23 protein-coding genes are annotated in these 26817 nt (G+C 73.4%); 14 read left to right on the forward strand and 9 right to left on the reverse strand.

What is annotated here, in order from left to right:
• Window positions 1-235: 235 nt before the first annotated feature.
• The 11 genes from ACIOD2_RS02505 (at window position 236) to ACIOD2_RS02555 (ending at window position 11459) form a co-directional block, all read left to right on the forward strand.
• A complete protein-coding gene (locus ACIOD2_RS02505) occupies window positions 236-1372 on the forward strand; it encodes a serine hydrolase domain-containing protein (protein WP_400533368.1) in 1137 nt (378 codons plus the stop codon).
• Window positions 1373-1386: 14 nt separating this feature from the next.
• Window positions 1387-2652: an FAD-binding protein gene (locus ACIOD2_RS02510; protein ID WP_400533370.1), complete on the forward strand. Its 1266-nt coding sequence runs from the start codon at window positions 1387-1389 to the stop codon at window positions 2650-2652.
• 421 nt (window positions 2653-3073) lie between these two features.
• Window positions 3074-4354, forward strand: coding sequence for an ABC transporter substrate-binding protein (locus ACIOD2_RS02515; protein WP_400533372.1), 1281 nt, complete (start codon window positions 3074-3076; stop codon window positions 4352-4354).
• Between the two features lie 3 nt (window positions 4355-4357).
• Complete coding sequence (locus ACIOD2_RS02520) at window positions 4358-5305, forward strand: carbohydrate ABC transporter permease (protein ID WP_400533374.1); 948 nt, start codon at window positions 4358-4360, stop codon at window positions 5303-5305.
• Window positions 5302-6153 (forward strand): carbohydrate ABC transporter permease, encoded by an 852-nt coding sequence (locus tag ACIOD2_RS02525; RefSeq protein ID WP_400533376.1) that lies wholly within the window; start codon window positions 5302-5304, stop codon window positions 6151-6153. The genes ACIOD2_RS02520 and ACIOD2_RS02525 overlap by 4 nt, the downstream gene beginning before the upstream one ends.
• A 5-nt stretch (window positions 6154-6158) precedes the next feature.
• Window positions 6159-6734 carry a hypothetical protein gene (locus ACIOD2_RS02530; protein WP_400533378.1) on the forward strand — a complete coding sequence of 192 codons (576 nt, stop codon included), beginning with the start codon at window positions 6159-6161 and terminating at the stop codon, window positions 6732-6734.
• Window positions 6731-7810, forward strand: coding sequence for a Gfo/Idh/MocA family protein (locus ACIOD2_RS02535; RefSeq protein WP_400533380.1), 1080 nt, complete (start codon window positions 6731-6733; stop codon window positions 7808-7810). Before ACIOD2_RS02530 ends, ACIOD2_RS02535 begins: the two co-directional genes overlap by 4 nt.
• On the forward strand, window positions 7807-9057 hold the full coding sequence (locus ACIOD2_RS02540) for a Gfo/Idh/MocA family protein (RefSeq protein ID WP_400533382.1): 1251 nt from the start codon (window positions 7807-7809) through the stop codon (window positions 9055-9057). Before ACIOD2_RS02535 ends, ACIOD2_RS02540 begins: the two co-directional genes overlap by 4 nt.
• Window positions 9058-9108: 51 nt before the next feature.
• Window positions 9109-10341, forward strand: a complete 1233-nt coding sequence (locus ACIOD2_RS02545) for a polysaccharide lyase family 1 protein (protein WP_400533384.1) — start codon at window positions 9109-9111, stop codon at window positions 10339-10341.
• Window positions 10342-10649: 308 nt separating this feature from the next.
• The gene (locus ACIOD2_RS02550) at window positions 10650-11039 is read left to right on the forward strand and encodes an STAS domain-containing protein (RefSeq protein ID WP_400533386.1); all 390 of its coding nucleotides are present in this window, start codon (window positions 10650-10652) and stop codon (window positions 11037-11039) included.
• 69 nt (window positions 11040-11108) lie between these two features.
• A complete protein-coding gene (locus ACIOD2_RS02555; RefSeq protein ID WP_400533387.1) occupies window positions 11109-11459 on the forward strand; it encodes a DoxX family protein in 351 nt (116 codons plus the stop codon).
• Between the two features lie 471 nt (window positions 11460-11930).
• Here ACIOD2_RS02555 and ACIOD2_RS02560 read toward each other — a convergent pair whose 3' ends face one another.
• From ACIOD2_RS02560 to ACIOD2_RS02575, 4 genes are all read right to left on the reverse strand, one after another.
• A complete protein-coding gene (locus ACIOD2_RS02560) occupies window positions 11931-14060 on the reverse strand; it encodes a BTAD domain-containing putative transcriptional regulator (protein ID WP_400533389.1) in 2130 nt (709 codons plus the stop codon).
• Between the two features lie 87 nt (window positions 14061-14147).
• The gene (locus ACIOD2_RS02565; RefSeq protein ID WP_400533391.1) at window positions 14148-15068 is read right to left on the reverse strand and encodes an SDR family NAD(P)-dependent oxidoreductase; all 921 of its coding nucleotides are present in this window, start codon (window positions 15066-15068) and stop codon (window positions 14148-14150) included.
• Window positions 15065-15952, reverse strand: coding sequence for a universal stress protein (locus ACIOD2_RS02570; RefSeq protein WP_400533392.1), 888 nt, complete (start codon window positions 15950-15952; stop codon window positions 15065-15067). The genes ACIOD2_RS02565 and ACIOD2_RS02570 overlap by 4 nt, the downstream gene beginning before the upstream one ends.
• 46 nt (window positions 15953-15998) lie before the next feature.
• Window positions 15999-17213: an MFS transporter gene (locus ACIOD2_RS02575; RefSeq protein WP_400533394.1), complete on the reverse strand. Its 1215-nt coding sequence runs from the start codon at window positions 17211-17213 to the stop codon at window positions 15999-16001.
• A gap of 112 nt (window positions 17214-17325) precedes the next feature.
• Between ACIOD2_RS02575 and ACIOD2_RS02580 the strand changes: the two genes are divergently transcribed.
• Together ACIOD2_RS02580 and ACIOD2_RS02585 are read left to right on the forward strand one after the other, a co-directional pair.
• Window positions 17326-18213 carry a LysR family transcriptional regulator gene (locus ACIOD2_RS02580; RefSeq protein WP_400533396.1) on the forward strand — a complete coding sequence of 296 codons (888 nt, stop codon included), beginning with the start codon at window positions 17326-17328 and terminating at the stop codon, window positions 18211-18213.
• A 59-nt stretch (window positions 18214-18272) separates the two neighbouring features.
• A complete protein-coding gene (locus tag ACIOD2_RS02585) occupies window positions 18273-19265 on the forward strand; it encodes an epimerase (RefSeq protein WP_400533398.1) in 993 nt (330 codons plus the stop codon).
• Here ACIOD2_RS02585 and ACIOD2_RS02590 read toward each other — a convergent pair.
• Complete coding sequence (locus ACIOD2_RS02590; protein ID WP_400533400.1) at window positions 19210-20601, reverse strand: FAD-dependent monooxygenase; 1392 nt, start codon at window positions 20599-20601, stop codon at window positions 19210-19212. The genes ACIOD2_RS02585 and ACIOD2_RS02590 overlap by 56 nt on opposite strands.
• 64 nt (window positions 20602-20665) lie before the next feature.
• On the opposite strand from ACIOD2_RS02590, the gene ACIOD2_RS02595 reads away from it, so the two are divergent.
• Window positions 20666-21292 (forward strand): TetR/AcrR family transcriptional regulator C-terminal domain-containing protein, encoded by a 627-nt coding sequence (locus ACIOD2_RS02595; protein WP_400533402.1) that lies wholly within the window; start codon window positions 20666-20668, stop codon window positions 21290-21292.
• A gap of 117 nt (window positions 21293-21409) precedes the next feature.
• Here ACIOD2_RS02595 and ACIOD2_RS02600 read toward each other — a convergent pair whose 3' ends face one another.
• The 4 genes from ACIOD2_RS02600 to ACIOD2_RS02615 all read right to left on the reverse strand — a co-directional run bounded on the left by ACIOD2_RS02600 (window position 21410) and on the right by ACIOD2_RS02615 (window position 26697).
• Window positions 21410-22015, reverse strand: coding sequence for a hypothetical protein (locus tag ACIOD2_RS02600; protein ID WP_400533404.1), 606 nt, complete (start codon window positions 22013-22015; stop codon window positions 21410-21412).
• A 49-nt stretch (window positions 22016-22064) separates the two neighbouring features.
• Complete coding sequence (locus ACIOD2_RS02605; protein ID WP_400533406.1) at window positions 22065-22892, reverse strand: NAD(P)H-binding protein; 828 nt, start codon at window positions 22890-22892, stop codon at window positions 22065-22067.
• Window positions 22893-23044: 152 nt separating this feature from the next.
• Window positions 23045-24841 (reverse strand): serine/threonine-protein kinase, encoded by a 1797-nt coding sequence (locus ACIOD2_RS02610; RefSeq protein ID WP_400533408.1) that lies wholly within the window; start codon window positions 24839-24841, stop codon window positions 23045-23047.
• A complete protein-coding gene (locus ACIOD2_RS02615) occupies window positions 24838-26697 on the reverse strand; it encodes a serine/threonine-protein kinase (RefSeq protein WP_400533410.1) in 1860 nt (619 codons plus the stop codon). Before ACIOD2_RS02615 ends, ACIOD2_RS02610 begins: the two co-directional genes overlap by 4 nt.
• Between the last annotated feature and the right edge of the window lie 120 nt (window positions 26698-26817).

A 26817-nucleotide genomic window follows, 5' to 3' on the forward strand; every position in this document is an offset into this window, starting at 1 on the left:
GCTGTCTCCTGAGCCCGCACGGCTTGGCCGGTGCGCATCAGGCGATCATCCCGGCCCGCTGAGCTAGCCTCGGCGGAAAGCCGATCCGGGGAGTGGCATGAGCTCGCGTGACACCTTGCGGATGCCGAAGCGGATGGGCCGGCTTCTGAGCCCGCCCGGCTTGGCCGGTGCGCACCGGGCGATCATCCCGGCCCGGTGAGCTAGCCTCGGCCGGGAACCGACCTGGGGAGTGGCCATGAGCCTGCGTGACACCTTGCAGAAGCACGTCGACGCCGGTGCGCTGCCCGGCGCGGTCGCCGTCGTGGCCGGGCCCGGGGGTACGGAGGTCGCGGCCGTCGGCTCGGCCGACGTCGAGGGCACCCGGCCGATGACCGAGGACTCCCTGTTCCGGATCGCCTCCCTCACCAAGCCGATCACCGCCGCCGCCGTCCTGGCCCTGGTGGACGACGGCCGGCTCGCCCTGGACGACCCGATCGGCCGGTGGCTGCCGGAGCTCGCGGACCCGAAGGTCGTGCGCACCCCGGCGAGCCCGGTCGACGACCTCGTGCCGGCAAAGCGGCCGATCACCGTGTCCGACCTGCTCACCAGCCAGGCCGGCTGGGGGTTCGCGTCCGACTTCTCGCTCCCGGCGATGCAGGCCCTGTTCCCCGTCCAGCTCGACGGCCGGGAGGTGCAGCACTTCCCCGAGACCGACGTCTGGGTCGCCCGCCTGGGTGAGGTGCCGCTGGTCTACCAACCGGGTGAGAGCTGGCTCTACGACACGTGTTCGGCGGTGCAGGGGGTGCTCGCCGCCCGGGTGTCCGGATCCTCGCTGCCGGAGTTCCTCGAGGAGCGGATCCTCGCGCCGCTGGGCATGGCCGACACCGGGTTCGTCGTCGGGGCCGACCGGCGCGACCGGTTCACCAGCTTCTACAAGGCCGGCCCGGACGGGCTGGAGCTCGCCGACGCGCCGGACGGCCAGTGGAGCACGATGCCGGCGATGCCGCTGGGCTCGGGCGGCCTGGCCGGGACGGTGGGCGACTGGGTCGCGTTCGGACGGATGCTGCTCGCCGAAGGCACCGCCGCCGACGGCAAGCGCGTCCTCACCCCCGAGGCCGTCCGGCTGATGACCACCGACCACACCACCGCCGCGCAGCGGGAGATCGGCGCGCTGTTCCTGGAGGGCCAGGGCTGGGGGATGGGCGGGTCGGTCGACGTCGCCGCCCTCGACCCGTGGAACGTCCCGGGCCGGTACGGCTGGGTCGGCGGCACCGGCACCTCCGCCCACGTCGTCCCGGCCACAGGCACGGTCAGCGTGCTGTTCACCCAGGTCGGGGCGGACAGCCCGGTCGTGCCGGCGTGGATGCGGGACTTCTGGCAGTACTCGGCTTGAGTAGTGTCGGTGGCATGGGCGAGCAGAACTGGGCCGGAAACCATCAGTACGCCGCCGAATCCGTGGTGATGCCGCGCTCGCACGACGAAGTGCGTGAGGCGGTCGCCGCCGCGTCTAGCGTCAAGGCGCTGGGCAGCAGGCACTGCTTCAACGACATCGCGGACGCGCCCGGCGGGGTGCTCCTCGACCTGAGCGCGCTCGAGAGCCCGGTGGAGATCGACACCGGCGCCGCGACGGTCACCGTCGGCGGCTCCGCGCGCTACGGCGACTTCGCGGGCGAGCTGCACGCCGCCGGGTTCGCACTGGCCAACCTCGCGTCGCTGCCGCACATCACGGTCGCCGGCAGCGTCGCCACCGGCACGCACGGGTCCGGACGGCGGCAGCGCGGGCTCGCCGCGGCCGTCTCGGCGCTGGAGCTGGTCACCGCGGGCGGCGAGGTCCGCACCTTCTCGCGCGACGCCGATCCGGACGTCTTCCCCGGGCTGGTCGTGAGCCTCGGCGCGCTCGGCGTCGTCACCCGCCTGACCCTGGACCTGGTGCCCGCGTTCGACGTCCGGCAGGACGTCTTCGACGGCCTGCCCTGGGAGGCCGCCCAGCGGCACTTCGACGAGATCTCCGGCGCCGGGTACAGCGTCAGCCTGTTCACGAACTGGGTGAACGACGTGGTCGACCAGGTCTGGGTCAAGAGCCGCGTGGACGCCTTCACCGAGCGGCCCGGGCTGTTCGGTGCCGTCCCCGCCGACGGCCCGCGCCACCCGGCGCACGCGGCCGGGATCCCGGCGGGCAACGTCACGCCGCAGCGGGGTGTGCCGGGTCCGTGGCACCAGCGGCTCCCGCACTTCGCGCTGGAGTTCACCCCGAGCGTCGGGGACGAGCTGCAGACGGAGTACTTCGTGCCCTACCGGGACGCGGCGGCCGCGATCGAGGCGGTGCGGGGGATCGGCGACCGGCTGGCGCCGGTGCTGCTGGTGTCCGAGATCCGCACGGTCGCGGGGGACGAGCTGTGGCTGAGCCCGGCCCAGGGCGGCGACCGGGTCGCGTTCCACTTCACGTGGCAGCCGCGCCAGCCCGAGGTCGAGGCGCTGCTGCCGCTGCTGGAAGAGCGCCTGGCCCCGTTCGGCGCGCGCCCGCACTGGGGCAAGCTCTTCCACGGCGGCGACCTGGACGCGGTGTACCCTCGACTGGCCGATTTCCGTTCCCTGGCGGGAAGTCTGGACCCGGGCGGCACGTTCCGCACCCCGTTCGTCCGCCGCCACGTCTTCGGCGAGTCCGGGATCTAGCCGCGGGGAGCGCACTCGGTACTCCCGCGCCGCGACGGGAAATCGGGTCCGGCAACCGGATCCCGGCCGTGACCGCTAGTCAGGCGGATGGGGCGAGGTGTCGGCCGCCCCCGGCGGATTCCTGCGTCCGGGCGGGCGGCACAGATCGGCGACGGCCACCCGTCCACCGAGGGGCCAGGCAAGCCATCCCCGGCTCGGTGAACCGGCGTGTCACCAAATCGGTCGGCGTTCATGGACAGAGCACCAACCGCCGCCCGTGAATGCGTTCGGAGTAACCGGAATTCGACGAATTCGAAGGTGAAATCCGCGTATTGACACCTTTGTCGCGGGCGCCCTACGGTGGACCGCCGGATCCTTGTAAGCGCTTTCTCGACCCTCGGCCGGGAGCGCTTCCAGCCATTCCGACCGGACGGAGATGTCGATGCGTCGGACGCGAGCGCGCAGGTTCGGGGTGGCCGCGATGGCCGCCCTGCTGCTGACCGGGAGCACCGCTTGCGGTGCGGACAGCGGGAACGGCGGTGACGTGACCATCACCTTCGCGTGGTGGGGCAGTGACGGCCGGGCGAACCTGACCAAGCAGGCCGTCGAGCTGTTCCAGAAGAAGAATCCCACGATCAAGGTGCAGACGTCGTTCGCGGCGTACGCGGCCTACTGGGAGAAGCTGGCGACGCAGACGGCCGGGGGCAAGCCGCCGGACGTGATGAACGTCGACACCCGCTACCTCGCGGAGTACGGCGGGCGGAACGTGCTGGCCGACCTGAACCAGGGTGCCGGCAAGGCGGTCTCGCTGGCCGACGTCAACCCGGAGCTGGCCGCCACCGGCGTCTACCAGGGCAAACGTTACGCCGTGCCGTGGGCGCAGAACACCCCGGCGATGCTGTACGACCCCGCCGCCTTCACCGCGGCCGGCGCGGACCCGGCGAAGGGCCTGACCTGGGACCAGTACGCCGACGCGACCGCCAAGATCAGCGCCGCCAGCGGGTTCGCCGCCCGCGGGACGACCGACTTCGGCATCCTCGACACGCCGCTGGAGATCTGGCTGCGCCAGCAGGGCAAGCAGTTCTACACCCCCGAGGGCAAGCTCGGCTTCACCGCCGACGACCTGCGCCGGTACTGGCAGCTCGCGAGCAAGTTCCGCGACGCCAAGGGCTCCTCGCCCGCCGACGTGACGGCGTCCTACAACACCTCGCCCGAGCAGTCGCCGCTCGGCAAGAAGCTGACCAGCTCGGAGTTCGCCTACGACAACCTCCTGCCCGCCTACCGCAAGGCGAACGGCAAGAACCTGAACGTCGCGCCGTACCCGACGGGCGCGAACGGCGACCTCGGGCAGTACCGGCGGCCGTCGATGTTCCTGTCCGTCTCCGCGCGCAGCCAGCAGCAGGAGGCCGCGGCGAAACTCGTCGACTTCTTCGTCAACGACGCGGACGCGGCCAAGATCCTCGGCACCGACCGCGGTCTCGCCCCCAACCTCAAGATCCGCTCGCAGCTCTCGGCCGGCGCGACCGGCGACGACAAGACGCTCTACGCCTACGAAGCCGCGCTCGAGCCGAAGCTCGGGGCCGCGCCGCCGGTCCCGCCGAAGGGCGCGGGCGCGATCCAGAAGCTCCTCCAGCGCACCTACGAGGAGATCGCGTTCGGCCGGCTGGGCATCGACGACGCCGTCACCCGGTTCATGTCCGAAGCCGACAAGACCCTGGCGTAGCCGATGACGACGCTGAGCACCCCGGCGCCACCCCGCCCGGTGGCGCCGGGTGTCCCGCGCCGCGGGTACCGCCGCAGGAGCCAGCCGGAGGCGTTCGCGTTCCTCACGCCGTGGCTGCTGGGGGCGGTGGCGCTGACCGTCGGCCCGATGGTCGTCTCGCTCTATCTCTCGTTCACCGACTACGACCTGTTCACCACGCCGCACTGGGTCGGGTTCGGCAACTTCACGCACATGTTCACCGACGACGACCGCTACCTGCGCTCGGTCGAGGTCACGCTGATCTACGTCCTGGTGTCGGTGCCGGTGAAGCTCGCCGTGTCGCTGGGGGTGGCGCTGCTGCTCAACACGCGCCGCGGCACGAACGGCTTCTACCGCGCCGCCTTCTACGCGCCGTCCCTGCTCGGCGCGAGTGTCGCGGCCGCGCTCGTCTGGCGGGCGCTGTTCACCGGCGGCGGCCCGGTGAACGAGGTCCTCGCCGGGTTCGGCTGGCACACGCCGAGCTGGGTCGACGACCCGAGCTTCAGCCTCGCCTCGATCGTCCTGCTGGGGGTGTGGCAGTTCGGCGCGCCGATGGTGATCTTCCTGGCCGGGCTCAAGCAGGTCCCGGCCGAGCTGCACGAGGCCGCCGCCATCGACGGCGCGGGCGCGTTCCGCCGGTTCCGGCACATCACGCTGCCGATGCTGTCGCCGGTGATCTTCTTCAACCTGGTGATGGAGGCCATCCACGCGTTCCAGGCGTTCACCCCGGCGTTCGTCATCGGCGGCGGCCGCGGCGGGCCCGCCGACGCGGACCTGTTCTACACGCTCTACCTGTTCGAGGTCGGCTTCCAGGACTTCCGCATGGGGTACGCGTCCGCGATGGCGTGGGTGCTGCTGGTGGTGATCGCGATCGTGACGGCGATCGTGTTCCGCACCGCGAAGCTCTGGGTGTTCTACGAGGACCGCCCGTGACCGCGCTCCGGGTGCCCCGCACCGCACGGTCGATCGGCTGGCACGTGCTGTGCCTGTGCGGGGTGGCCGTGGTGCTGTACCCGCTGGCGTGGCTGGCTTTCGCGTCGGTCAAGCCGCCGGACGAGATCCTCTCGCGGCTGGCGCTGCTGCCGACCCGGTTCGTCTTCGACGGCTACTCGAAGGGCTGGGAAGGCGCGGCGGGGGTCGGCTTCGGCCGGTTCTTCCTCAACTCGTTCCTCGTCGCCGGCCTTTCGGTGGTGGCCAACGTCCTCTCGTGCTCGCTGGCCGCGTTCGCCTTCGCCCGGCTGCGGTTCCGCTTCCGCGGCGCGCTCTTCGCGTTCATGATCACGACGTTGATGCTGCCCTACCACGTCACGCTCATCCCGCAGTACGTGATCTTCCAGCAGGCCGGGCTGGTCAACACGTTCGTCCCCCTGATCCTGCCGAAACTCCTGGCCACCGAGGCGTTCTTCGTGTTCCTCATCGTCCAGTTCATGCGCGGCATCCCGCGCGAGCTCGACGAGGCCGCGATCATCGACGGCTGCAGCGTCTACCGGACGTTCTGGCACGTCGTGCTGCCACTGTCCAAACCGGCGCTGGTCACGACGTCGATCTTCACGTTCATCTGGACGTGGAACGACTTCTTCACGCAGATGGTGTACCTCAACGACACGGAGAAGTTCACCGTCCCGCTCGGCCTGCGGTTGTTCGTGGACACCAGCAGCCAGTCCGACTTCGGTGCGATGTTCGCCATGTCCGCGCTCGCGCTGGTGCCGATCGTCCTGTTCTTCCTCGCCTTCCAGCGCCTACTGGTCGAAGGCGTCAGCACCAGCGGCCTGAAGGGATGACGCCGATGCCGAAGGCGGCCGTGCGGCGGGTGGACTGGCGCACCGGGCTCGGTGACTTCTCCGACTGCCTGCTGGTGGGGTTGCTGGTCGCGCTGGCTTCGATACCCGTGTTGACCGCACCGCCCGCGTTCGCCGCGGGCTGCCGGGCCTTGGACCGCGCGCGGCACGGCGTCGGGCGTCCACTGTGGACGACGTTCTGGGCGGACTTCCGGCAGGCGGCCCGGGGTGGGGTGGCCTTCAGCGCCGCTTGTGGCTTCGCGGTCGCGTTGGCTGCGGTGGACCTGGAAGTGGCACGTTCGATGCCGGGCGCGGGTGTGCTCGGGCCGGTGCTGTGGGTGCTCGCCGGGGTGGCTGTGGTGATCGCGGTGCGGACGTGTGAGGTGGTCGCGGCCATCGAACCGGCCTGGCGACGGGCATTGGTGGCGGCCGCTCGCGAGACCGTCGGTGCGCCGGGGAAGGCACTGCTCGTCGCGGTGGCGGTGGCCCTGTCGGCGCTGCTGGTGTGGATGCTGCCGGTGCTGGCGCTCGTGGTGGCCGGACCGCTGTGCCTGGCCGCGGTGGCGACCGGCGCGCGTCGATGAACGACGCACCCTCGCTGGTCGTCTTCGGCACCGCGGGGTACGCGGCCACCCACCTGCGCCGGGCCCGCGCCCTGCACGACCGGGGCGAGATCGTGCTCGCCGGCGCCTGCGACGTCCGGGAACCCCCGGCGGAAGCCTTCGACCTGCTGCCGGACGACGCGATCGTCACCTACGGCCCCGGCGAGCTGCTGTCCCGCACCGGCGCCGGGATCGCCGTGGTGGCGACCCCGCCGCGCACGCACCTGGTGCTCGCGCGGCTCGCCCTCGACGCCGGGTGCCACGTCCTCGTCGAGAAACCACCGGTGCTCGACCTGGCCGCCTTCGGCGAACTCGACCAGCGGAGCGGGGTCGTCCAGACCGGGTTCCAGAGCTTCGGCTCGGCCGCCGTGCCGGTGATCCGCGCGGCGATCGAGCGCGGCGCGATCGGCGACGTCACCGGCGTCGGCGCGGCCGGGGCGTGGATCCGGCGGGACGAGTACTACCGGCGGGCCGCGTGGGCGGGCCGCCGCGACCTCGGCGACGGGTCGCTGACCAACCCGTTCGCCCACGCCGTGGCCTCCGCGCTGCTGCTGAACGGCACCGCCGACGCCGTCCCGGAGCGCGTCGCCGTCGAGCTGTACCGGGCGCGCGACATCGCGTGCGACGACACCGCCTGCGCCCGGCTCACCTTCGACGGGGCGCCGGACGTCGTCGTCGCGGCCACCCTCGCCGCCGAGGCCGACCACGATCCGTACGTCCTCGTCCACGGGACCACGGGCAGGATCCGCTGGCACTACAAGACCGACGTGCTCGTCATCGGCGACGAGACGGTCGTCGTCGAGCCGCCGGAGGATCTGCTCAGCAACTTGGTCCGGCACGTTCGTGACGACGTCCCGCTGCTCGCGCCGCTGGCGTCGACCCGCGCGTTCACGGCCCTGGTCGAAGCCGTGCGCGGCGCCCCGGGACCCCGACCGCTGCCCGCCGAGCACAAGGGGGACCGGTTCGTCGTGCCGGGGATCGACGCCGCCGTCGGCGAAGCGGCCGAGCGGCTCGCCCTGTTCTCCGAACTCGACCTGCCCTGGGGGTGCCCGTCATGAGGCGGTACGCGATCGTCGGGCTCGGCTCGCGGGCCGAGCTGTTCGCCCGGGCCCTGGCGAAATCGCCCCGGGCGGAGCTGGCCGCGTTCTGCGACCGCAACCAGACGCGGATGCGGGTCCACAACGGCTGGCTCGGCACGTCCCTGCCGTGCTACCGGCCGGACGACTTCGGCGCCATGCTCACGAAGGAGCGGATCGACGTCGTCGTGGTGTGCACGCCGGACCACACGCACGCCCAGTACGTCGCGGGCGCGCTCGGCGCCGGCTGCGACGTCGTCACCGAAAAGCCCATGACGACCGACGTCGAAGGCGCGCGCCTGATCCTCGCGGTGCAGCGGCGGACCGGGCGCGCGGTGCGGGTCGCGTTCAACTACCGCTACAACCCGGTGCACCGGCGGGTGCGTGAGCTGCTCGCCGAGGGCGCCGTCGGCGAGATCGGCTCGGTGGAGTTCAGCTGGCTGCTCGACACCGCGCACGGCGCCGACTACTTCCGCCGCTGGCACCGCGACAAGGACCGCTCCGGCGGGCTGCTCGTGCACAAGTCCGGGCACCACTTCGACCTGGTCAACTGGTGGCTCGGCAGCGGCCCGGAGACGGTGTTCGCGTTGGGCGGGCTCGTGTTCTACGGCGAGGAGAACGGCCGGCGCCACGGACACGCCACCGGGTACACCCGCGGGACCGGTGAAGAGGCGGCCCGCGACGACCCGTTCGCCCTCGACCTCGAGCGCTCGCCCCGGCTGCGGGCGCTCTACCGCGACGCCGAGGAGGAGGACGGCTATCTGCGCGACCGCAACGTGTTCTCCCCGGGTGTCACCATCGAGGACGACCTGTCGGTGCTCGTCCGCCACCGCAACGGCGTGGTGCTGAACTACCACCTGCACGCCTACTCACCCCGCGAGGGCTACCGCGTCGCGTTCGCCGGCAGCGAGGGCCGGTTGGAGCTCGACGTCCGGGAGAACGTCCACGCGAGCGCCGCGGCCCGGCCCGCCCGGGCGCGGCTGACCCTGCAGCGGCACTGGGCGGCGCCCGAGGCCGTGCTCGACGTCCAGCTGGGGGAGGGTCACGGCGGCGGTGACGAACGGATGCTCGCCGAGCTGCTCGGGGACGCGGAGCCCGACCCGCTCGGCTGCGCGGCCGACCACGAGGACGGCCTGCGCGCGCTGCTCACCGGGCTGGCCGCGAACCGGTCGCTGCTCACCGGCGAGTCCGTCGGGATCCGCGGGCTGCTCGACGAGATCGGACATTAGGGAGTGACAATGCGATTGACGGCGGGTCTTGTCCTGTTAGGACTGATAGCCATGGCCGTTCCGGCGGCCGCGCACGGCGTCGAGCCCGGCCGGGTGGTGCTCGGCGCGCGGGACGGCTGGGCCGCGGGGACGACCGGGGGAGCCGCGGCGGCACCCCGGGACGTCCGCACGGTGTCGAAGCGGTCCGAGCTGGCCGCCGCGCTCGCGGCGAAACCCGGTGTCCCGAAGATCGTCTACGTCCGCGGGACGATCGAGGGCAACGTCGACGCCCGCGACCGGCCGAAGAGCTGCGACGACTTCGCCGACCCGGCGTACAGCCTGCCCGCGTACCTGGCGCAGTACGACCCGGCGACCTGGGGCAAGACCCCGGTCTCGGGACCGCTGGAGGAAGCCCGGGCGCGGTCGCAGGCCAACCAGGCCGCGCAGGTGGTGCTCGACGTCGGCCCGAACACGACCGTCGTCGGCCTCGGCGGGGCGAAGCTGCACGGGCTGACCCTGCGCGTCACCGGCGACAACGTCATCCTCCGGAACCTGCGGTTCGAGGACGCGCACGACTGCTTCCCGCAGTGGGACCCGCTCGACGGTGCCGACGGCAACTGGAACTCCGAGTACGACAACCTCGACCTGGTCGGCGCGACCCACGTCTGGGTGGACCACAACGACTTCGGCGACGGCGACAACACCGGGTCGGTCGAGTACTTCGGGCGCAAGTACGAGGTCCACGACGGACTACTCGACATCGTCACCGGCTCGGACCTGGTGACGGTCTCCTGGAACCGCCTGCACGACCACGACAAGACGATGCTGATCGGCAGCACCGACCGCCCCGACGCCGACGCCGGCAAACTGCGCGTCACCGTGCACCACAACGAGTTCACCAACATCGGCCAGCGAGCACCGCGGGTGCGGTACGGCCAGGTCCATGTGTATAACAACCTATACCGCGTGCCGGAGGTCGCGTCGTACACGTACTCGCTGGGCGTGGGCGTCGAGTCCCGCATCTACGCGGAGGAGAACTTCTTCCGGATCCCGGCGGCGCTGCCGCTGGGCGCGCTGGTCGAGTACTGGAAGGGCACGGTCCTGCACGCCACGGGCACGCTGGTCGCGGTAGGCCACGGCCGCCCGCGCCCGGTCGACCTGCTGGCCGAGTACAACGCGGCGAACGACCCGGACCTGGGCCCGGACGTCGGCTGGACCCCGACCCTGGTGCCCCGCCTGGACCCGGCGCGCGAGGTCCCGGCCCGGGTGACGGCGGGAGCGGGTCCGGGACGCGCTTTCGGCTAGGTCCGCGAGGTGTTCGACGCCGGAACGGCGCCTTCGGGGTCGGTCAGGGCCAGGCCTCAGCGTTCGTCGATGGAAACCTTCCGCCACAGGGATCACTCCCTACACGAGCCATGTCTCTGCCAACCGACCCGCGCGGACGACGCTTGGGGCGCACTGCCAGGACCCTGCCGCGGCAGAAGTGCGGGCATCCTCGCTCCTTCGCGTCCCGCCGAGCCTTCCAGCCCATGGACAGGACGGAAGAGGGACGAGGGTTTCGGGCGGCCGGGGACCGGGTAGGCGGTGATCATCCGCCGGAAGGGAGCCCTGCATTGACCGAGACGCCTGCCCTGGACCAGCCGGGCCTGATGCTGACCGCGTCGACGTCCGAGCCCAAGCCGGGGACCCTGCGCGTCACGGTGACAGGCGAGGTCGACATGTCCACCCGCCCGGCGCTGGAGGCGGAGCTGGACCGCGCCGTCGCCGACGCGCCCGAGCGGCTGGTCGCCGACCTGACCGGGGTCGGGTTCTGCGGGGTGACGGGCATGGCGGCGCTGACGCGCCTGCGGTCCCGGTGCGCCGACGCGGGGGTCGAGCTGGTGGTCCGGCCGTCGAGCGTGGTGCGGCGGGCCCTGGACCTCGCGGCGCTGAGCCCGCTGTTCCGGCTGGCCGGGCCTTGGGCGGGGTCCGGCGCGGAGGCCGGGCGGTCCGCCGCCCGCTGACCCCGGTCACCTTCGGCGCGTCCGGCCCGTCGAGGAGGCGTAACCGCCTCCGACGCAAGGACTTCGCCGATGACCACCGCCTGCTTTGTCGTCACCCTCGTGACCATCGCGGCGAACGCCGGGATCGCGGTCGCCGACCTCGCCCGCGCCCCTTTCGTGCTGGCCAACTCCGCCGCGGTCGACGTCCCGCCCGGCTGGGTGCCGGCACTGGGCCTGCTGAAGCTCGCAGGCGCGGCCGGGCTCGCCGCGGGCTTGGCCGGCTGGACGGCACTGGGCACGGCCGCGGCGATCGGCCTGGTGCTGTTCTTCACCGGCGCGGTCGGGGCACACGTGCGGGCCCGGGCGTTGAGCACGATTGGCGCGCCGGTCGCTTACCTGGTGCTGGCGGTGGCGTCGCTGGTCATCGGCGTGGCGAGGTGAGTTCGTTGCCGAGCGGTCGCGGCCCACGTGCGGGTCCGGGCGTTGAGCACGATTGGCGCGCCGGTCGCTTACCTGGTGCTGGCGGTGGCGTCGCTGATCACCGGCGCGGCGAGGTGAGTTCGCTGCCGAGCGGTCGGGGTGCACGTGCGGGCCCGGGCGTTGAGCAGGATCGGCGCGCCGGTCGCGTATCTGGTGCTGGCGGTGGCGTCGCTGGTGATCGGCGTGGCGAGGTGAGTTCGTTGCCGAGTGGTCGGGGCGCACGTGCGGGTCCGGGCGTTGAGCACGATCGGCGCGCCGGTCGCCTACCTGGCGCTGGCGGTGGCGTCGCTGGTCACCGGCGCGGCGAGGTGAGTTCGCTGCCGAGGGGCGCGGACTTCCTGCTCCGCCGCGGGCAGTTCATGCGTGGTGGTCGGTGAGCCCCGGCGCACCGGTCGCGTTACCGCTGCGGCCGGTCCATGGGCGCGCCGGCCGTCATCGGCATGGCGACGTGAGTTCCCCTTCCAGCGCCTGGGCTTCCTCCTCCGCCGCAGCCAACTCACGGTCCGCGGCCGCGCCGTCGCCCGGGCGGCCTCGGCGGGTCAGGGCCTCGGCGTGCCTCCGGCGCGAGAACACCACCGCGGGCCAATGGGAGAGCGCCAAGTTGTGCTGGACGGCGGTCCGCAGGTGCGTCACGGCCCGGTCGGCGTCGCCGGTGGCCAGGGCCGCGGTGCCCAGCGGGTAGTGGGCCGAGCCGAAGCAGGCGACGGCGAGGCTCGCCATCACCGGCAGGTGGCCGAACGGCTTCAGCAGGTCGTAGACCCGGGCCGCCGTCTCGGGGTCGTCCACCAGGTATGCCGTTTCCGCTGCCCCGCACAGGGAAAGCAGCCAGGTGCTGGAACGCGGCAGCGCCCCCACGTCGTCGCCGCACAGGCGGGCCAGCGCGCCCACGGCCGTCCGGCGGTCGCCCGCCGACGCGGCGGCCGCGGCCAGCGCCGCGTAGTAGGAGTTGTCGATGGTGCTGAGCGTGGGGGAGTGCATCATCTGGTCCAGCACCGGCACCAGCTCCCCGAGCCGGTTCTGGAACCACCGGATGGCCACCAGCTGCGCGCCGTACCAGCCGAGCGCGTCGGGGTCGCCCGCCACCTCGCCGAGCTGGGCGCACGCCTGCGCGCCGGCTTCGGCCTCGGCGAACCGGCCCGCGCGGATCGCCAGCATCACCTCGAGGGACGCGGCCACGAACCCGGCCGCCAGGTGCTTCCGCGCGGCCAGCAGGTCCTTGAGCTCGCTGAGCCGCCGCTCGGCGTGCGGATCGGCGGCCAGGAACCGGTCGACGGTGTCCCACACGACCCCCATGACGAGGTCGGTCCGCCGCGCGCTCACCCCGATCAGCTCGGTGGCCAGCGAGCGGCGCAGGGCGGCGTGGTCCGGGCCGAGCACGCAGTGGTGGGCCAGGCTCAGCGCCTCGGCGTGCGCGACGGGATCACCGGCCGCCCGGGTTTCCGCAGTGAGCGCGAGGATCCGGCCGTAGGCACCGTCCTGGTAGTCCAGTTCGCCGGTCAGCCGGGTCCGCAGCCGGAGGCCGAGCGGGGACGCCGGGTCGACGCGGGCCAGCACCTGCCGCAGCCGGGTCAGCAGAACCGTCGACGCGGCCGACGTCCGGTGCTCGTGCACCCACACCCCGCCCAGCCCCAGCACGGCGTGCGCGAGGGTGTCGACGTCCCCGGCCTGCTCGGCGCGGCGGTACGCCTCTTCGAAGTGCGTCCGGCTCGTGCGGAGGTCACCCTCTTCGAGCAGCGCGTGCTCGCCGGCGGTCAGCGGGTCCACGGCCGGGATCGCGACCGCCTCCCGCGGGCGCTCGGCGAGCAGGCCGGGGTCGTGGGCGAGGACCCGCCGGTGCACCTCGGTGAGCACCGGTGAAGGTTCCAGGCCGGACGCGCTGACCAGGCCGCGGCGGGCCCGGCGGAACGCTTCGAGCGCGTCACCCTGGCGCCCGGCCCGGTAGAGGGCGGTCATCAGCTGCGCCCAGAGCCGTTCGTGGCCGGGGAACGCGGCGGTCAGCACCTCCAGCTCCGCGATCAGCCCGGTGTCCTCACCCGCCGCGAGATCGGCGTCGATCCGGTCCTGCACGGTGTTGTGGCGCACCCGTTCCAGCCGCATCCCTTCCGCGGCCAGCACGTCGACCCCGTCGAACTCGCCGTAGGCGGTCCCGCGCCACAGGTCCAGCGCGGCGCTCAGGTGCGTGCGCGCGGTGCTCGCGTCACCGGCCGCTAGCGCGCGGCGCCCCTCCGCGGCGAGCTGTTCGAACCGGACCGCGTCGATGGCCTGCGGAGCCACGTGCAGCACGTACCCCGGCGGCCGGGTCAGGATCAGCGGCGGGTCGAAAGGCTTGCGCAGCCGCGAAAGGTACGTCCGCACGGTCCGGTCGACCTGGTCGGGCGGCCGGTCACCCCACAGCGCCCGCCCGAGCGCGCCGACACTGACGACCCGGCCGGCCTCGGCCGCCAGCACGGCCAGCAGCGTGCGCAGCCGTGGCCCGCCCACGTCCACCGGCTCCCCGCCGACCCCGATCTCGAACGGCCCCAGCACTCCGAGATCCACACCCCGCGCGGCGTTCCCGCTCATCCCCGCCCCTTCACCGCGGACGAGTCCGCGTTTCGGTCTACAGGAGCGGAACGCGGCGCGTGGGATACGTCGTACCGGGAGACCGTTTCACGGCGTTTCGCCGATGGCTTCCAGGCAGTACGACAGCAGTTTCCGTACCTGCGCCCCGGTGGGCCGGGTGCGGGGGAGCAGGTGCTCCGGACGCGGGAGGCGGTCGTGCCAGAACCGGCCCGCCGGGGGCGGCGGCTCGGTCGCGGCGAGCCAGACGGCGGTGTCGGCGCCCTGCGCGGCCGTGCGGAGGAACGGCCGGGTCATCCGCCGGAACGCCGGCAGCGAGCCGGACAGGCCCGGGGTGTCGGCCCAGCCCGGGTGGCAGCTGTGCACGGCCAGGCCCCAGCGCTGCGCCAGCAGCGGGGTCAGCTCGACCTGCATCCGTTTCGTGCGCGCGTACGCGACCGCGCCGCGGTAGGTGCCCGTCCGGTACTCGGGGTCCTCCGCGGCCAGGGCCTGGGTGTACATCCCGCCCGACGACATGAAGATCACCCGGCCGTCGCCCAGCGCGGGCCGGAGCAGTTCGGTCAGCAGCAGCGGCCCGAGGACGTGGGTGGCGAGCGTGACTTCGTGCCCGTCCTCGGTTTCCGTGCGCTCACGCGGGAGCGTGCCCGCGTTGTGGATCAGGACGTCCACGCGGTCGAACTCGGCGGCGCAGGCGCGCACGGAGGCCAGGCTCGACAGGTCGCAGAGCGCGAGCCGGACGTCGGCGCCGGGCACCCGGGCGAGGACGTCGTCGCGGGCGGGAGCACCGCGGCCGAGGTCGCGGACCAGCATGACGACCGACGCGCCCAGCCGGGCCAGTTCCGCCGCGCACGCCTGGCCCAGCCCGGAGCCCGCGCCCGTCACCAGCGCCACTTTCCCGTTGAGGGAACCGGGATCGCCGGGTCGCCACTGCGGCCGGCGCAGCAAATAGCCCAAGCGGGTGTAGCCGACCGCGGTCCGGTCGAGGACGATGTCGGCGAGAGCGGCGATCACCCGGTCCAAGCTACGGCCGGACCGGCGGTCACGCTGGGTGAGTCGCGGGTGCGGACCAGCAGGACCGGGCAGTCCGCGTGGTGCAGCAGCGCCTGGGCGGTCGAGCCCAGCAGCAGTCCCGGGAAGCCGCCGCGGCCGCGGTCGCCGAGCACGACCAGCTGGGCCGCCGCGCTGCGCTCGACCAGCTCGCGCCGCGGGTGCGCCGGGACGACCACCCGCGCCACCTCGACGTCGCCGGTGTCCGGGACCCGCGCGTCCAGCAGCCGGCGGCCGGCTTCGGCGACGGCCTGGCGGTCCAGCGCCGCGGGTGGCTCGTCCGCCCACGCGTGCAGCACCACCAGCGGCACCTCGCGGGCCCTGGCCTCGACCAGCGCCGTCGCGAGCACCCGCCTGCCGGTGTCGCTGCCGTCGATGCCCGTGACGACCGGGCCGCCGGTGTCCGGCTCGTCCCAGCGGTCACCACGGACGACGACCGTGTCGCAGCGCCCGTGGGTGCCGATCGCCGCGGCGACCGAGCCGGCGAGCGGCCCGGCGCACCGGCCCCGCCCGGACGCGCCGACCACCAACAACGCGGCGGTCCTCGACGCCTCGATCAGCGACTGCGCGGCGCGGTCCGGGTCGAGCCGGGTGGCCGCGTCCGGCATGCCCTGCGCCGCCGCGAGCTCCTGCGCGGTCCTCAGGGCCCGGCGGCCGCGGGCGCGCAGGGCGTCCAGCATGTCCTCGGGCGGGGGCACCTCGCCGTCCGCGAGCAGGGCCGGGAAGTCGAGCGCGTGCCGGATCTCCAGCGGCCGGCCGTGCAGCCGGGCCGCCCGCGCCGCCCACCGGACGGCGTCGAGCGACTCGGCCGAGCCGTCGGCTCCCGTGACGATCGGCGAGGGGGACATCGGCGGCTCCTGACGCGGCGGTCGTCCGCCGGCCCCGAGCCCGCGGTCAGCTGAGCGTGCGCCGCGCGGACCAGCCGATCAACCCCAGTTCCAGCACCGCGAACCCGGCGAGGACCACCGAGCCGGGCAGCCAGAGCAGCGCCAGGCCGGTCGTCAGCACCGGCAGGACCAGGCCCGCGTAGGCGGCGAGGAACAGCGCGGCCAGGACTTCGCCGCGGCGAAGCGGGTCGGCGAGCGCGGCGACGGTGCCGACACCGGCCCGGAAGCCCAGGCCGAACCCGGCGCCGCCGAGCACCGCGGCGACGAAGAAGAGCGGCAGGGAGGCCTCGAACGCCGACACCGCCAGCAGCACCAGGCCGACGCCCATCAGCACGTACCCGGCCTGTAGCTGCGGGCGCGTGCCGGCGCGGGCGAACACGATCTGGACGAGCGCGGCGCTGCCGAGCATCACGAACGGCGCGATGCCGGCCAGCAGCCGCGAAGTCTGGTGCAGCTCCTGCACCAGCAGCGAGGGGGCGAGCGCCATGAACAGGCCGCTGATCGCGAACGCGCCGAACACGCCGATCGCGGCGCCGGTGAACTCGGACCGGGCGGCCGGCGGCAGCGAGAGCCGCTGCGGGCGGTAGGCGGGGCGTTCTTCCCGGCGTTCCACCGTCTCCGGCACCAGGCTCACCGCGATCGCCTCGACGAGCAGCACGATGAGGAAGACGGTGAACGGCGTGTGCAGCGGCTGGCCGGCGAACCGGGCGAAGAAGCCGCCGACCAGCGGGCCGAGGGCGAGGCCGCCGGCGTTGACCACGGTCGTGATCAGGCCGGACCGGCCGGGGTCGGCGTCCGGGTTCGCCTGGGCGCGCAGCTCGGACAGGTGCGCGGTGGCGGTCGCGGTGAGCGCGCCGATCCCGGCGCCGCTGATCAGCCGCGCGACGATCAGGCCCGGCACGTCCGGCCAGAGCAGGAACAGCGCCGCGGCGACGGCCTCGGCGAGCAGCCCGGCGACGATGACGCGGCGGCGGCCCAGCCAGTCGCTGACGTGCCCGGCCAGGTACAGGCTCAGCATCACGCCGACCGCGTAGGCGGCGAAGACGACGGTGACGACGAAAGTCGGAAAGCCATCCCGCTGCTGGTAAAGCGCGTACAGCGGGGTCGGGACGGTCGAGAACGCGAGCGCGGTCGCGAAGGCGACGGCGATGATGCGGAACCCCAGGCCGTGGCTCACCCGCAGGCGCGCGGCGGGCCGGGCCGGGGTGACGGTGGCGGACATGCTGACCTCCTGGTCTACGGATCTTCCGCCTTCCACTCTGAACCCGCCGACTGACCAAGTCCAACGAAGAGTTGTGGTGCCAGTTATCGGATCAAGCGATAAGTTGGCGCTCATGGAGACGCGTCAGCTGGAGTACTTCGTCGCCGTCGCCGAGGAGCTCAGTTTCACCCGGGCCGCCCAGCGGCTGTACGCGGTGCAGTCCACCGTGTCGGCCGCGGTCCGGGCCCTGGAGACGGAGCTCGGCGCCCGGCTGTTCGACCGGTCCACCCGGAAGGTCGCGCTGTCGGCGGCCGGCGTCGCGTTCCTGCCCGAGGCGAAGGCCGCGATCGAGGCCCTCGAACGCGCCCGCGCGACGGTCCAGGAGGCCTCGGCGGGCCTGCGCGGCAGCCTCCGGATCGGCACGCTGACCTCGATCGGCAGCGTCGACCTGCCCGCGCTGCTCGGCGCGTTCCACCGCCGCTACCCGCTGGTGGACATCCAGGTCACGGTGTCGATCACCGGCTCGACCGGCCTGGCCGAGGACGTCCGCCAGGGCCGTCTCGACGCCGCGCTGGTCGGCCTGCCCGGTACGGACCTGCCGGGGCTGGACGTCCGGAGCCTCGAAACCCGGCCGTTCGTCGCGCTGCTGCCACCCGGTCATCCGCTGGCGCGCGAGCGGGAGATCCGGCTCGAGAGCCTCGCGGGGGAGTCCTTCGTGGACATGCCCCGCGGCTTCGGCAACCGGATCCTCGTCGACCGCGCCTACGACGCGCTGGGCTCGCCCCGGCGCGTCACCGTTGAGGTCGCCGACCTGCGGACCGTGCCCGGGTACGTCGAGGCCGGGCTGGGGATCGCGGTGGTCCCGCAGGTGCCCGAATCCGGCGAGCCGGACGTCGTCTCGCTGCCGCTCGCGGGCGCGGGCCTGGAGTGGCCGCTCAACCTCGTCTCCGCGAGCACCAAGCCGCCGAGCCGGGCGCTGCGCACGCTCCTCGACCTCGTTGCTGCTCACGACGATATTTGAACGCGTTCAACTCTTCCGGTACGGTCGGCCCCAGGGGGACGACCGTGAAGGGGGACGTCATGAAGGTGGTGCTACCCGGAGGCTCCGGCCACCTGGGGCGGGTGCTGAGCCGGGCGTGGACCGGGCAGGGGCACGAGGTCGTGGTGCTGAGCCGGGGCGACGGGCCCGGGCCGTGGACGCGGAGCGTGCGGTGGGACGGGCGCACGCCCGGCGCCTGGACCGGCGAGATCGACGGCAGCGACGTCGTGGTCAACCTGGCCGGCCGGTCGGTGAACTGCCGCTACACGGCGGCGAACCTGCGGGAGATGATGACGTCGCGGACCGACTCCGCGCGGGTCGTCGGCGGGGCGATCGCCCGCGCCGGGCGGCCGCCGCGGGTCTGGCTGCAGATGAGCACGGCCACGATCTACGCGCACCGTTTCGACGCTCCGAACGACGAAACCACCGGCGTGCTCGGCGGCGGCGAACCCGGTGTGCCCGCCTACTGGGGCTACAGCGTCGACATCGCGAAGGTGTGGGAACGCGAGCAGGAGCGGGCGGAAACGCCGCGCACCCGCAAGGTCGCGCTCCGGACGTCGATGGTGATGAGCCCGGAGCCCGGCGGCGCGTTCGAGATGCTGCTGCGCCTGGCCCGCCTGGGCCTGGGCGGCCCGGTCGCGGGCGGCGCGCAGTACCTGTCCTGGATCCACGAGGACGACCTGCTCCGCGCGATCGACCTCCTCATCGGGCGGGACGACCTGAGCGGGCCGGTCAACCTCGCGGCACCGGAACCGTTGCCGTACAAGGACTTCCTGCGTGCGTTGCGCGCGGCGGCGGGTGTCCCGTTCGGGCTGCCCGCCACCCGCTGGATGGCCGAGCTCGGCGCGTTCGTCCTGCGCAGCGACACGGAGCTGCTCCTGAAGAGCCGCCGGGTGGTGCCCGGACGGCTGCTGGACGCGGGGTTCGAGTTCGGGTTCCCATCCTGGGCCGCGGCGGCCGAAGACCTGGTGCGGCGCACTAGAACCACGCGTCCAGCGCGGCCTTCGGAGAGCCTTCCCCCGCCCACGCGATGACGCCGTCGGGGCGCAGCAGCAGCGGGCCGACGTTGGTCACCGGCACGACGTCGACCCGCATGCCGACCCGCTCGTCGGCGAGGTGGCGGGTGTCCGGGGTGAGCAGCAGCAGGCCCCGGCCGGTGCGAGTGTGCTCGTGGAGCCGGGTGACGCGGCCGTCGTCGTCGATCAGCTCGAGGTCCGGGGTGTACGTCCCGGCTGGTTCTCCTGCTGCGTAAGGGAGTTCGCAGCGCTGGTGGACGCCGGAGAGCAGGCCGGCGAAGTACCGGTTCGCCTCCGGCAGGTCCATCAGCTCCGCGACGATCTCGCGCAGCGCGTCGACGTGCGGGCCCGGCGCCAGCAGCGCGGACTGGGCCCGCGTGTTGCGCAGCACCGCTTCGCCCGCGGGGTGGCGTTCGCTCGTGTAGCTGTCGAGCAGGCCCTCGGGCGCGTCACCGCGGACGGCGGCGGCGAGCTTCCAGCCGAGGTTCGCCGCGTCCAGCAGGCCGAGGTTCAGGCCCTGCCCGCCGCTCGGCGAGTGCACGTGGGCCGCGTCGCCGGCGAGGAAGACATTGCCCATGCGGTAGGTCGCGGCCTGGCGGGCCTGGTCGGCGAAGCGGCGTCCGTCGGTGAGCTCCTCGACGACGACCTCGGTGCCGGTGACCCGGCGGATGCCGTCGGCCAGTTCGGCCGCCGTCACCGGGCCGTCCGGATCGGCGTCCCCGGCGGGTTCGGTGAACCCGGCCATGCTGCCGCCGAACATGAAGGCACCCGCCGGGTAGCGGCCGCCGGCCGGGACGTCGCCCGCGAACCGCACCCGGCCCGCGGTGGTCCGGAGCAGCGGCGGGGTACCGGGGAAGGCGAAGCCGGCGAGCTTGCGGACCGTGCTGCGGCCGCCGTCGCAGCCGACCAGGCAGCGGCCGCGCCAGCGGCCGTTGACGGTGACGCCGTCGTCGTCGCTCTCGATCGTGGTGACCTCGTGGCCGCGCAGGATTCGGACGCCCAGCGCGAGAGCGTGCTCGGTGAGCAGCCGTTCGAGCTGGGGCTGCCAGATGTTGGTGCGCGGGCGGTCCGGGTCGGGCACGAGCTTGTGGATGCTCGCGAAGTGCCCGAGCGTGGTGCCGTGGTCGCGGGCGAGGTCCCGGGTGCCCGCCGCGTCGGCCTCGGCGAGCCGGTCGCCGAAGCCGCGCCGCCTCAGCAGCTCGGTCGCCAGCACGCCCAGCCCGCGTGCCTTCGTCTCCTCGGACGGCGTCGGCAGCCGTTCGAGAACCAGGGGTTCGGCGCCGGCCAGCTTGAGCTCGGCGGCGAGGAACAACCCGACCGGCCCGGCTCCGGTGACGATCACATCGGCGTCCATGTACTCTCCTTAACTAGTTAAGGGCCAGGATGTCCTTAACTAGTTAAGGCGTCAAGGAGGAATAGTGCCGATCGAGGTGTCCGACGCGGTCCGCGTCGCGCTGGGCCTGCTGGAGGACGAGGGGCTCGACAAGCTCACGGTGCGCCGCCTGGCGACCGAGCTGGGCGTGAAGGCCCCCGCGCTGTACTGGCACTTCAGCAGCAAGCGGGCGCTGCTGGATCACTTGACCGACACGATGGTGGCCCCGGTCGTCGCGGGCCTCCCGGACGGCGGCCCGTGGCTGAAGTGGCTGGAGGACGCGGCTTCCGCGCTGCACACTGCGCTGCTCGCCCACCGCGACGGCGCCCGGGTCGCCCTCGGCGCGGACCTCCGCACGGCCCGCGCGCTGGGCGAGTTCGCCGAGCGCGCGGTCGGCGTCCTGCACGAGGCCGGTTTCCCGATCGGTGACGCCACCCGCGCGGCGGGCGTCCTGGTGCACTTCGTGCTGGGCCGGGCCGTCGAAGACCAGACCCGCCCCGCCCCGGACGAGGAAGCCGCGGCCATCGCGGACGAGAGTTTCCCGTTCCCCCTGATGGCTCGCGGGCTGCGCGAACGTGCGGGCTCGACCGTCGAAGACGACTTCCGCTACGCGCTCGGCATCATGCTGGCCGGGCTGCGGGTGACGCTGGACAAGCGCGTGTCGTCCCCCTGATCACGCGTGTCGGCTCGGCAATCACGCGTGTCGACCGTTCCATCACACGCTGCGCGTGCGCGAAACGCCGACACGCGTGACTGAGCAGTCGACACGCGTGATTGCGGGGTCGACACGTCAAAGCTGTGCGCGGCCGGTCCGGAAGAACTCGGTGATCGTGCCGTCGAGGTCGCTCAGTGGCCGGGCCGCGCCGAAGGGGGCGTTCCAGAACTCGCCCTCCCTCGGCTCGAACGGCCCGACGTAGGCGTACGGCTCGCCGAGGTACCCGTCGCCGGGGGAGACGCCGTAGTTGACCTCGTCCACGGTGATCGCGACGTCGAAGTGCTCCGGCCACAGCACCGGCGTCGCGTCCGGCGCGAACTCCCGCAGCGCGCGGTCCCCGTCGGCGAAACCCCGCAGCAGGGTCGTCAGCGACGCCGCGTCGAAGGCGATCGTCTCGCCGGGACGGACGCCGGGGCCGCCCGAGTAGACGCCCTCGGGTTCCCCCGCCGTCAGCCCGGCCGACGCGGCGACGTCGAGGTAGGTCCGGCCGGCCAGCGGGACGCGCACCGAGTTCGTCACCAGCTCGGTGCCGTCGACCCGCAGGTCCGGCGCGACGACGGTGGCGAACCCGCCCTCGGCCACGCGCAGCTCGATCCGGCCGGTCGCGCGGTGCTGCGGACCCGCCAGCAGCAGTTCGGCGACGCCGTGCAGGGAACGCCTGGTCGTGGCGAGGTCGGTCACGCCGCCGAGTCTAGTGTCGCGCTGCGCGGTGCCGGACCGCCGTCGACGACTAGGGGAGCCGGAAGTGCTCGTCGGCCCACTGCGCGAAGTCGATCCCCGGACGGCCGAGCACCCGCTCGACGGTGCCGGTCGCCGGGGAGCCGCCGCGGGCCGCGTCGACGATGAACGCCAGGATCGCGTCGACGACCTCGGGCTTCTCGAACTGCCCGAACTGCCGCCGCGCTTCGGTTTCGGCCAGCTCTTCGATCCGGACCGGCCGGCCGGCGGCGGCACCGATCAGCTCGACCTGCTCCCGCTGGGACAGCAGCCGCGGACCCGTGAGCATCCCGTCCACGTCGTCCTGGCCCAGCAACGCCGCGACGGCGACCGCCGCGACGTCGCGTTCGTGGATCGGCGCGGTCTTCGCCTCGGGGTGCACCAAATGCACCACGCCCTCGTCCCGGATGTCGTCGGCCCAGTTCAGCGCGTTGGTCGCCAGCACGAGCGGGCGGATCGGCGTCCAGTGCAGGCCCGACGCCGCCATCGTCACCTCGACCGCGCGGTGCTCTTCCGCGATCAGGTTGCCGTTCGCCGAGGGGAGCAGCACGCTGCCCGACGACAGCAGCACGACGTGTTCGACCCCGGCTTCCGTTGCGGCGGCGGCAAAATCGCCGGCACCTTCCGTGGGCGCGTAGGCGAAGACCTTCCGCACGCCGCGCAGGGCCGGGGCCAGCGTCTCGGGCCGGGTCAGGTCGGCCGCGACGACGGGAACGCCGGCGGGCAGGTCCGCGGTCGCGGGGTTGCGCACCGACGCGCGTACCGGTTCCCCGGCGGCGAGAAGCCGGTCGACGACGTGCCGCCCGACACTGCCGCGGGCGCCGATCACCAAGATGGTCATGAGGGTCCTCCTGCTCAGCTGCCGCGAGAGGAAGGTGAACGACGGCTCACCTCGCGCGGCAGGCAACTTGTACCTGGCGCGCCAAGGGAGTCACGGTCGTGACAGGCGAAGCGTTCCGACGCTTCACTTCGCCTGCTCCGAAACTACCACGATCACGGTTTGGGCAGTTCGGCGGCCAGCGCCTTGCCGAACGCCTTGGCCGCGTCGCAGGCGCCGCCGGGTTTCACCGTGACGATCTGGATGTGCTCGGCCTGGCCCGCTTCGTACTGCCGGTGGTCCCAGGTGAGGAAGCAGGTGTCCCCGAGCTCGCGCAGCGTGGCGGCCGGGCCGCCGACGTCGGCGGGCGACCCGGTTTCGGGCACGCCGGACGCCAGTTTCTGGAACGTCAGCCGCACCGACGCCGCCGCGGTCCACTCGCATTCGCGGAGCCCGGTCAGGGCGACCTGGCGGACCGGGCCCGCGGCCTGGGCCACCGCCGCCTTGTCCACGACCGCGCACGGGTCCAGGGCCAGCAGCGTGCCGGGCGCGAGGTCGTACCGGTCGTTGCCCGCGCGGATCCGGTTCAGGGCCTCACCGAGCACGGTCTTCGCCAGGTCGCAGGTGTCCGCGATGGCCGTGACCCCCAGCTCGGCCTGCGCCGGGAGCTGGACACTCGCGTCGCACGTGCTGCCGCCGACCTTGCTGAACAGCACGGGCCGGCCGTCGAGGTCGCCGGTCGGGCTGCCGCCGTCGACGGTGAACCGGTCACCCAGCTCCAGCGTGACCTTCCCGCCGGAGCGCGGCCGGTAGTCGCAGCGGTCGAAGTACAGCGTGTCCTGCGACTGCAGCTCGCCGAGGCCGGTGATCGACACGCCGTTCAGCACCTTGCAGGGATCGGTGTGGCGCAGCGTGTCCAGGCTCGTCGGGTCGAGGTTCGCCGACGGCGGCGGGTCGGCGCCGAAGAGGTTCACCGCGATCAGGCTGCCCGCGGCGAGCGCGGCGACGGCCGCCAGCACGACGGTGACCGGCACCCAGCGCCGCTTCGGCGGCCGCGGGACCGGCGGTGGCAGGGGCACGGGGACCGGCCAGGACAGCGCGGTGCGGACCGCGGCCTCCTGGCCGTCGATCAGCCGGTGCACCGCGGGCGGCCACGGCCGGGTGCCGGGCGCCACCGGGCCCAGGTGGTCCAGGATCGCCTGCGGCGTCGGACGGAGAGCCGGGTCCTTGGCGAGGCAGGGCTCCACGAGCGCGCGGACCTCCGGCGCCAGCCCGGTGAGGTCGGGGTGCGCGTGGACGACGTTGTAGAGCATCTGCGCGGTCGTCGCGCCGGCGAACGGGCCGCGACCGGTCGCCGCCATCACCAGCAGGCCGCCGAGGGAGAAGACGTCGCTCGCGGGGGTCAGCGGGCGGCTTTCCGCCTGCTCGGGCGACATGAACGCCGGCGACCCGATGATGCCGCCGGTGCCGGTGAGGTCGGACCCGCCCTCGGCCGCGCGGGCGATGCCGAAGTCGATCACGCGCGGGCCGTCGCCGGTCAGCAGCACGTTGCCGGGCTTGAGGTCGCGGTGGATCAGGCCCACCCGGTGGATCTCGGTCAGCGCGGACGCGAGCCCGACGGCGAGCCGCCGCACAGCCTCGACCGGCAGCGGGCCGGTGGCGTCGACCGCCTCCTTGAGCGACGGCCCGGTGACGAACACCGAAGCCAGCCATGGCGTTTCGGCGTCCGGATCGGCGTCCATCACCGCGGCGGTGAACGCGCCGGAAACCCGTTGCGACGCTTGGACTTCCTGCCGGAACCGGGTCCGGAAGCGCGCGTTGTGCGCGAACTCCGGGTGCACCTGCTTGAGCGCGACGAGCCGGCCGTCCGGCGCCACCCCGAGCAGGACGCGGCCCATGCCGCCCTCGCCGAGCGCGGCGACCAGGCGGTAGCGGCCGGCGTGCCGGGGCTCACCCGGTTCCAGCGGCCTCACGGTTTCGGCAGCCCGGTCTTGACCACCTTGGCGAAGTCCTGCGTCTGGCGGCAGGTCTCCGCGTCGGTGAGGGAGCTGGCGGACGTGCTGTAGCCGACGATCACGTTCTCCGAACTGTTTTCGCCGTAGGGCCGGTGCTGCCAGGTGAAGGTGCAGTTCACCTTCGCGGGGTTGAACCGCTTGGTGGTGACGAACGCGGTGACACCGTCGAGGTCGGTGGTGGTGCTCGAGTCGTAGAACGAGTCGGTCGTGCGGAAGGGCGGGAAGCCCCGTTCGAGCGTCACCGTGACGTCGCCCCCGACGTGCCAGTGGCACTCGTGCAGCCCGTTCGGTTCGACCTTGGTGACCGGGCCGACGATCCGCTGGGCGGTGGCGGCCGGGACGAGCGCGCAGGGGTCGACCGGGGCGAGGCTGCCCGCCGGTGGTGTCGAAGTGGTGCCGCGCAGGTGTTTCAGTGCCTCGGTGAGCGCGGCCTTCGCGACGTCACAGGGTTTCTCGAACTTCTCGGCGGCGCCTTCGGCTTCGACACCGATCGTGGTGTCCGCGCGGTCCGCCACCGGCACGGCGGCGACGCAGCCTCCGCCCTTCTCCTCGACGTTCAGCGGCAGGCCGTCCAGCTCCCCGGACGGTGTGCCCTTGGCGGCGACCGGGCCGCCGATCGTCAGCTCCAGCCACTGCCGTCGCGTGGTTTCGTAGGTGCAGGCGAACAGGTGCACGTCGATCGTCACGGTGAGCGTGCCCACGCCGGGCACCGAGGGCAGCACCTTGCAGGTGTCGACGCCGCGAAGGCGGTCGGGGCCGAGCGGGTCCGGGTTCGGGGCGGAGGTCGTCGTCACCGGGGTCGTGGCGGGCGGGCTCGCCGCCACGGGGGTGTCGTCCCGGTTCGCCAGGATGATCGTGCCCGCGGCGACGATGACCACGGCTGCTGCGGCGAGCGCGATCAGCGGGCCACGTCGTCGCGGTTTCGGCGGCTTGGCCAGGACGTCCCGGACCTCGGCCTGGCGCTGCGCGATCAGGCCGTGGACGGCGGGCGGCCACGGACGGGGGACCGGCGGCAGCGGCCCGAGGAACTCGAGGATCCGCGCGGGCGACGGGCGTTGTCCCGGGTCCTTGGCCAGGCACGGCTCGACGAGGGCGCGGACGTCCGGCGGGAGGACCCGCAGGTCCGGGTGCGTGTGGACGACGTTGTAGAGCGACTGCGGAGCCGACGCCCCGGCGAACGGGCTGCGCCCGGTCGCGGCGAGGACGAGCAGCGCGCCGAGGGAGAAGACGTCGCTGGCCGGCGTCAGCGGCCGTCCTTCGGCCTGCTCGGGCGACATGAACGCGGGCGAGCCGAGGATGACGCCGGTGTGGGTGAGGTCGGTGCCGCCCTCCGCGGCGCGGGCGATGCCGAAGTCGATGACGCGCGGGCCGTCGTCGGCGAGCAGGACGTTGCTGGGCTTGAGGTCCCGGTGCACCAGCCCGGCCCGGTGGATCCCGGTGAGCGCCGAGGCCAGCCCGGCGGCCAGCTGCCGCACGGCGTCCACCGGCAGCGGCCCGGTCGTGTCGAGCACCTCCTGCAGCGACGGCCCGGCGACGAACACGGAGGCCAGCCACGGCGTCTCGGCGTCGGGATCGGCGTCCATCACGGCGGCGGTGTAGGCGCCGGAGACGAGCCGCGAGACGTCGACCTCACGCCGGAACCGCTCGCGGAACCCGGCATCGTGGGCGAACCCGCGGCGCACCCGCTTGACGGCGGCGAGCCGCCCATCGGGCGCGACGCCGAGCAGCACGCGCCCCATGGCACCCTCACCGAGCGCGGCGAGCAGCCGGTACCGCCCGGCCTGCGCCGGTTCACCCGGACCCAACGGCTCCACGCCCCACCTCCGCGGGCGATCGTAGAGCGAAGGAGTGACGGGGTGGCCCCGAATGTCCACTTCGGTGGTGGCGATCACCCTGGCTGGGTGGTCGTGAGGGGCACCCTCAGGTACTTAAAA

This window comes from Amycolatopsis sp. NPDC088138 (assembly GCF_044741685.1).
Classification (GTDB): Bacteria; Actinomycetota; Actinomycetes; order Mycobacteriales; family Pseudonocardiaceae; genus Amycolatopsis.

Bases quoted from the DNA above. Each gene is read 5' to 3' on its own strand.
- ACIOD2_RS02560 (WP_400533389.1), bottom strand. From the start codon at position 14,060: ATGAGCGGGAACGCCGCGCGGGGTGTGGATCTCGGAGTGCTGGGGCCG.
- ACIOD2_RS02555 (WP_400533387.1), top strand. From the start codon at position 11,109: ATGACCACCGCCTGCTTTGTCGTCACCCTCGTGACCATCGCGGCGAAC.
- ACIOD2_RS02505 (WP_400533368.1), top strand. From the start codon at position 236: ATGAGCCTGCGTGACACCTTGCAGAAGCACGTCGACGCCGGTGCGCTG.
- ACIOD2_RS02570 (WP_400533392.1), bottom strand. From the start codon at position 15,952: ATGTCCCCCTCGCCGATCGTCACGGGAGCCGACGGCTCGGCCGAGTCG.
- ACIOD2_RS02535 (WP_400533380.1), top strand. From the start codon at position 6,731: ATGAACGACGCACCCTCGCTGGTCGTCTTCGGCACCGCGGGGTACGCG.
- ACIOD2_RS02590 (WP_400533400.1), bottom strand. From the start codon at position 20,601: ATGGACGCCGATGTGATCGTCACCGGAGCCGGGCCGGTCGGGTTGTTC.
- ACIOD2_RS02530 (WP_400533378.1), top strand. From the start codon at position 6,159: ATGCCGAAGGCGGCCGTGCGGCGGGTGGACTGGCGCACCGGGCTCGGT.
- ACIOD2_RS02585 (WP_400533398.1), top strand. From the start codon at position 18,273: ATGAAGGTGGTGCTACCCGGAGGCTCCGGCCACCTGGGGCGGGTGCTG.
- ACIOD2_RS02520 (WP_400533374.1), top strand. From the start codon at position 4,358: ATGACGACGCTGAGCACCCCGGCGCCACCCCGCCCGGTGGCGCCGGGT.
- ACIOD2_RS02540 (WP_400533382.1), top strand. From the start codon at position 7,807: ATGAGGCGGTACGCGATCGTCGGGCTCGGCTCGCGGGCCGAGCTGTTC.
- ACIOD2_RS02510 (WP_400533370.1), top strand. From the start codon at position 1,387: ATGGGCGAGCAGAACTGGGCCGGAAACCATCAGTACGCCGCCGAATCC.
- ACIOD2_RS02515 (WP_400533372.1), top strand. From the start codon at position 3,074: ATGCGTCGGACGCGAGCGCGCAGGTTCGGGGTGGCCGCGATGGCCGCC.
- ACIOD2_RS02575 (WP_400533394.1), bottom strand. From the start codon at position 17,213: ATGTCCGCCACCGTCACCCCGGCCCGGCCCGCCGCGCGCCTGCGGGTG.
- ACIOD2_RS02605 (WP_400533406.1), bottom strand. From the start codon at position 22,892: ATGACCATCTTGGTGATCGGCGCCCGCGGCAGTGTCGGGCGGCACGTC.
- ACIOD2_RS02545 (WP_400533384.1), top strand. From the start codon at position 9,109: ATGGCCGTTCCGGCGGCCGCGCACGGCGTCGAGCCCGGCCGGGTGGTG.
- ACIOD2_RS02580 (WP_400533396.1), top strand. From the start codon at position 17,326: ATGGAGACGCGTCAGCTGGAGTACTTCGTCGCCGTCGCCGAGGAGCTC.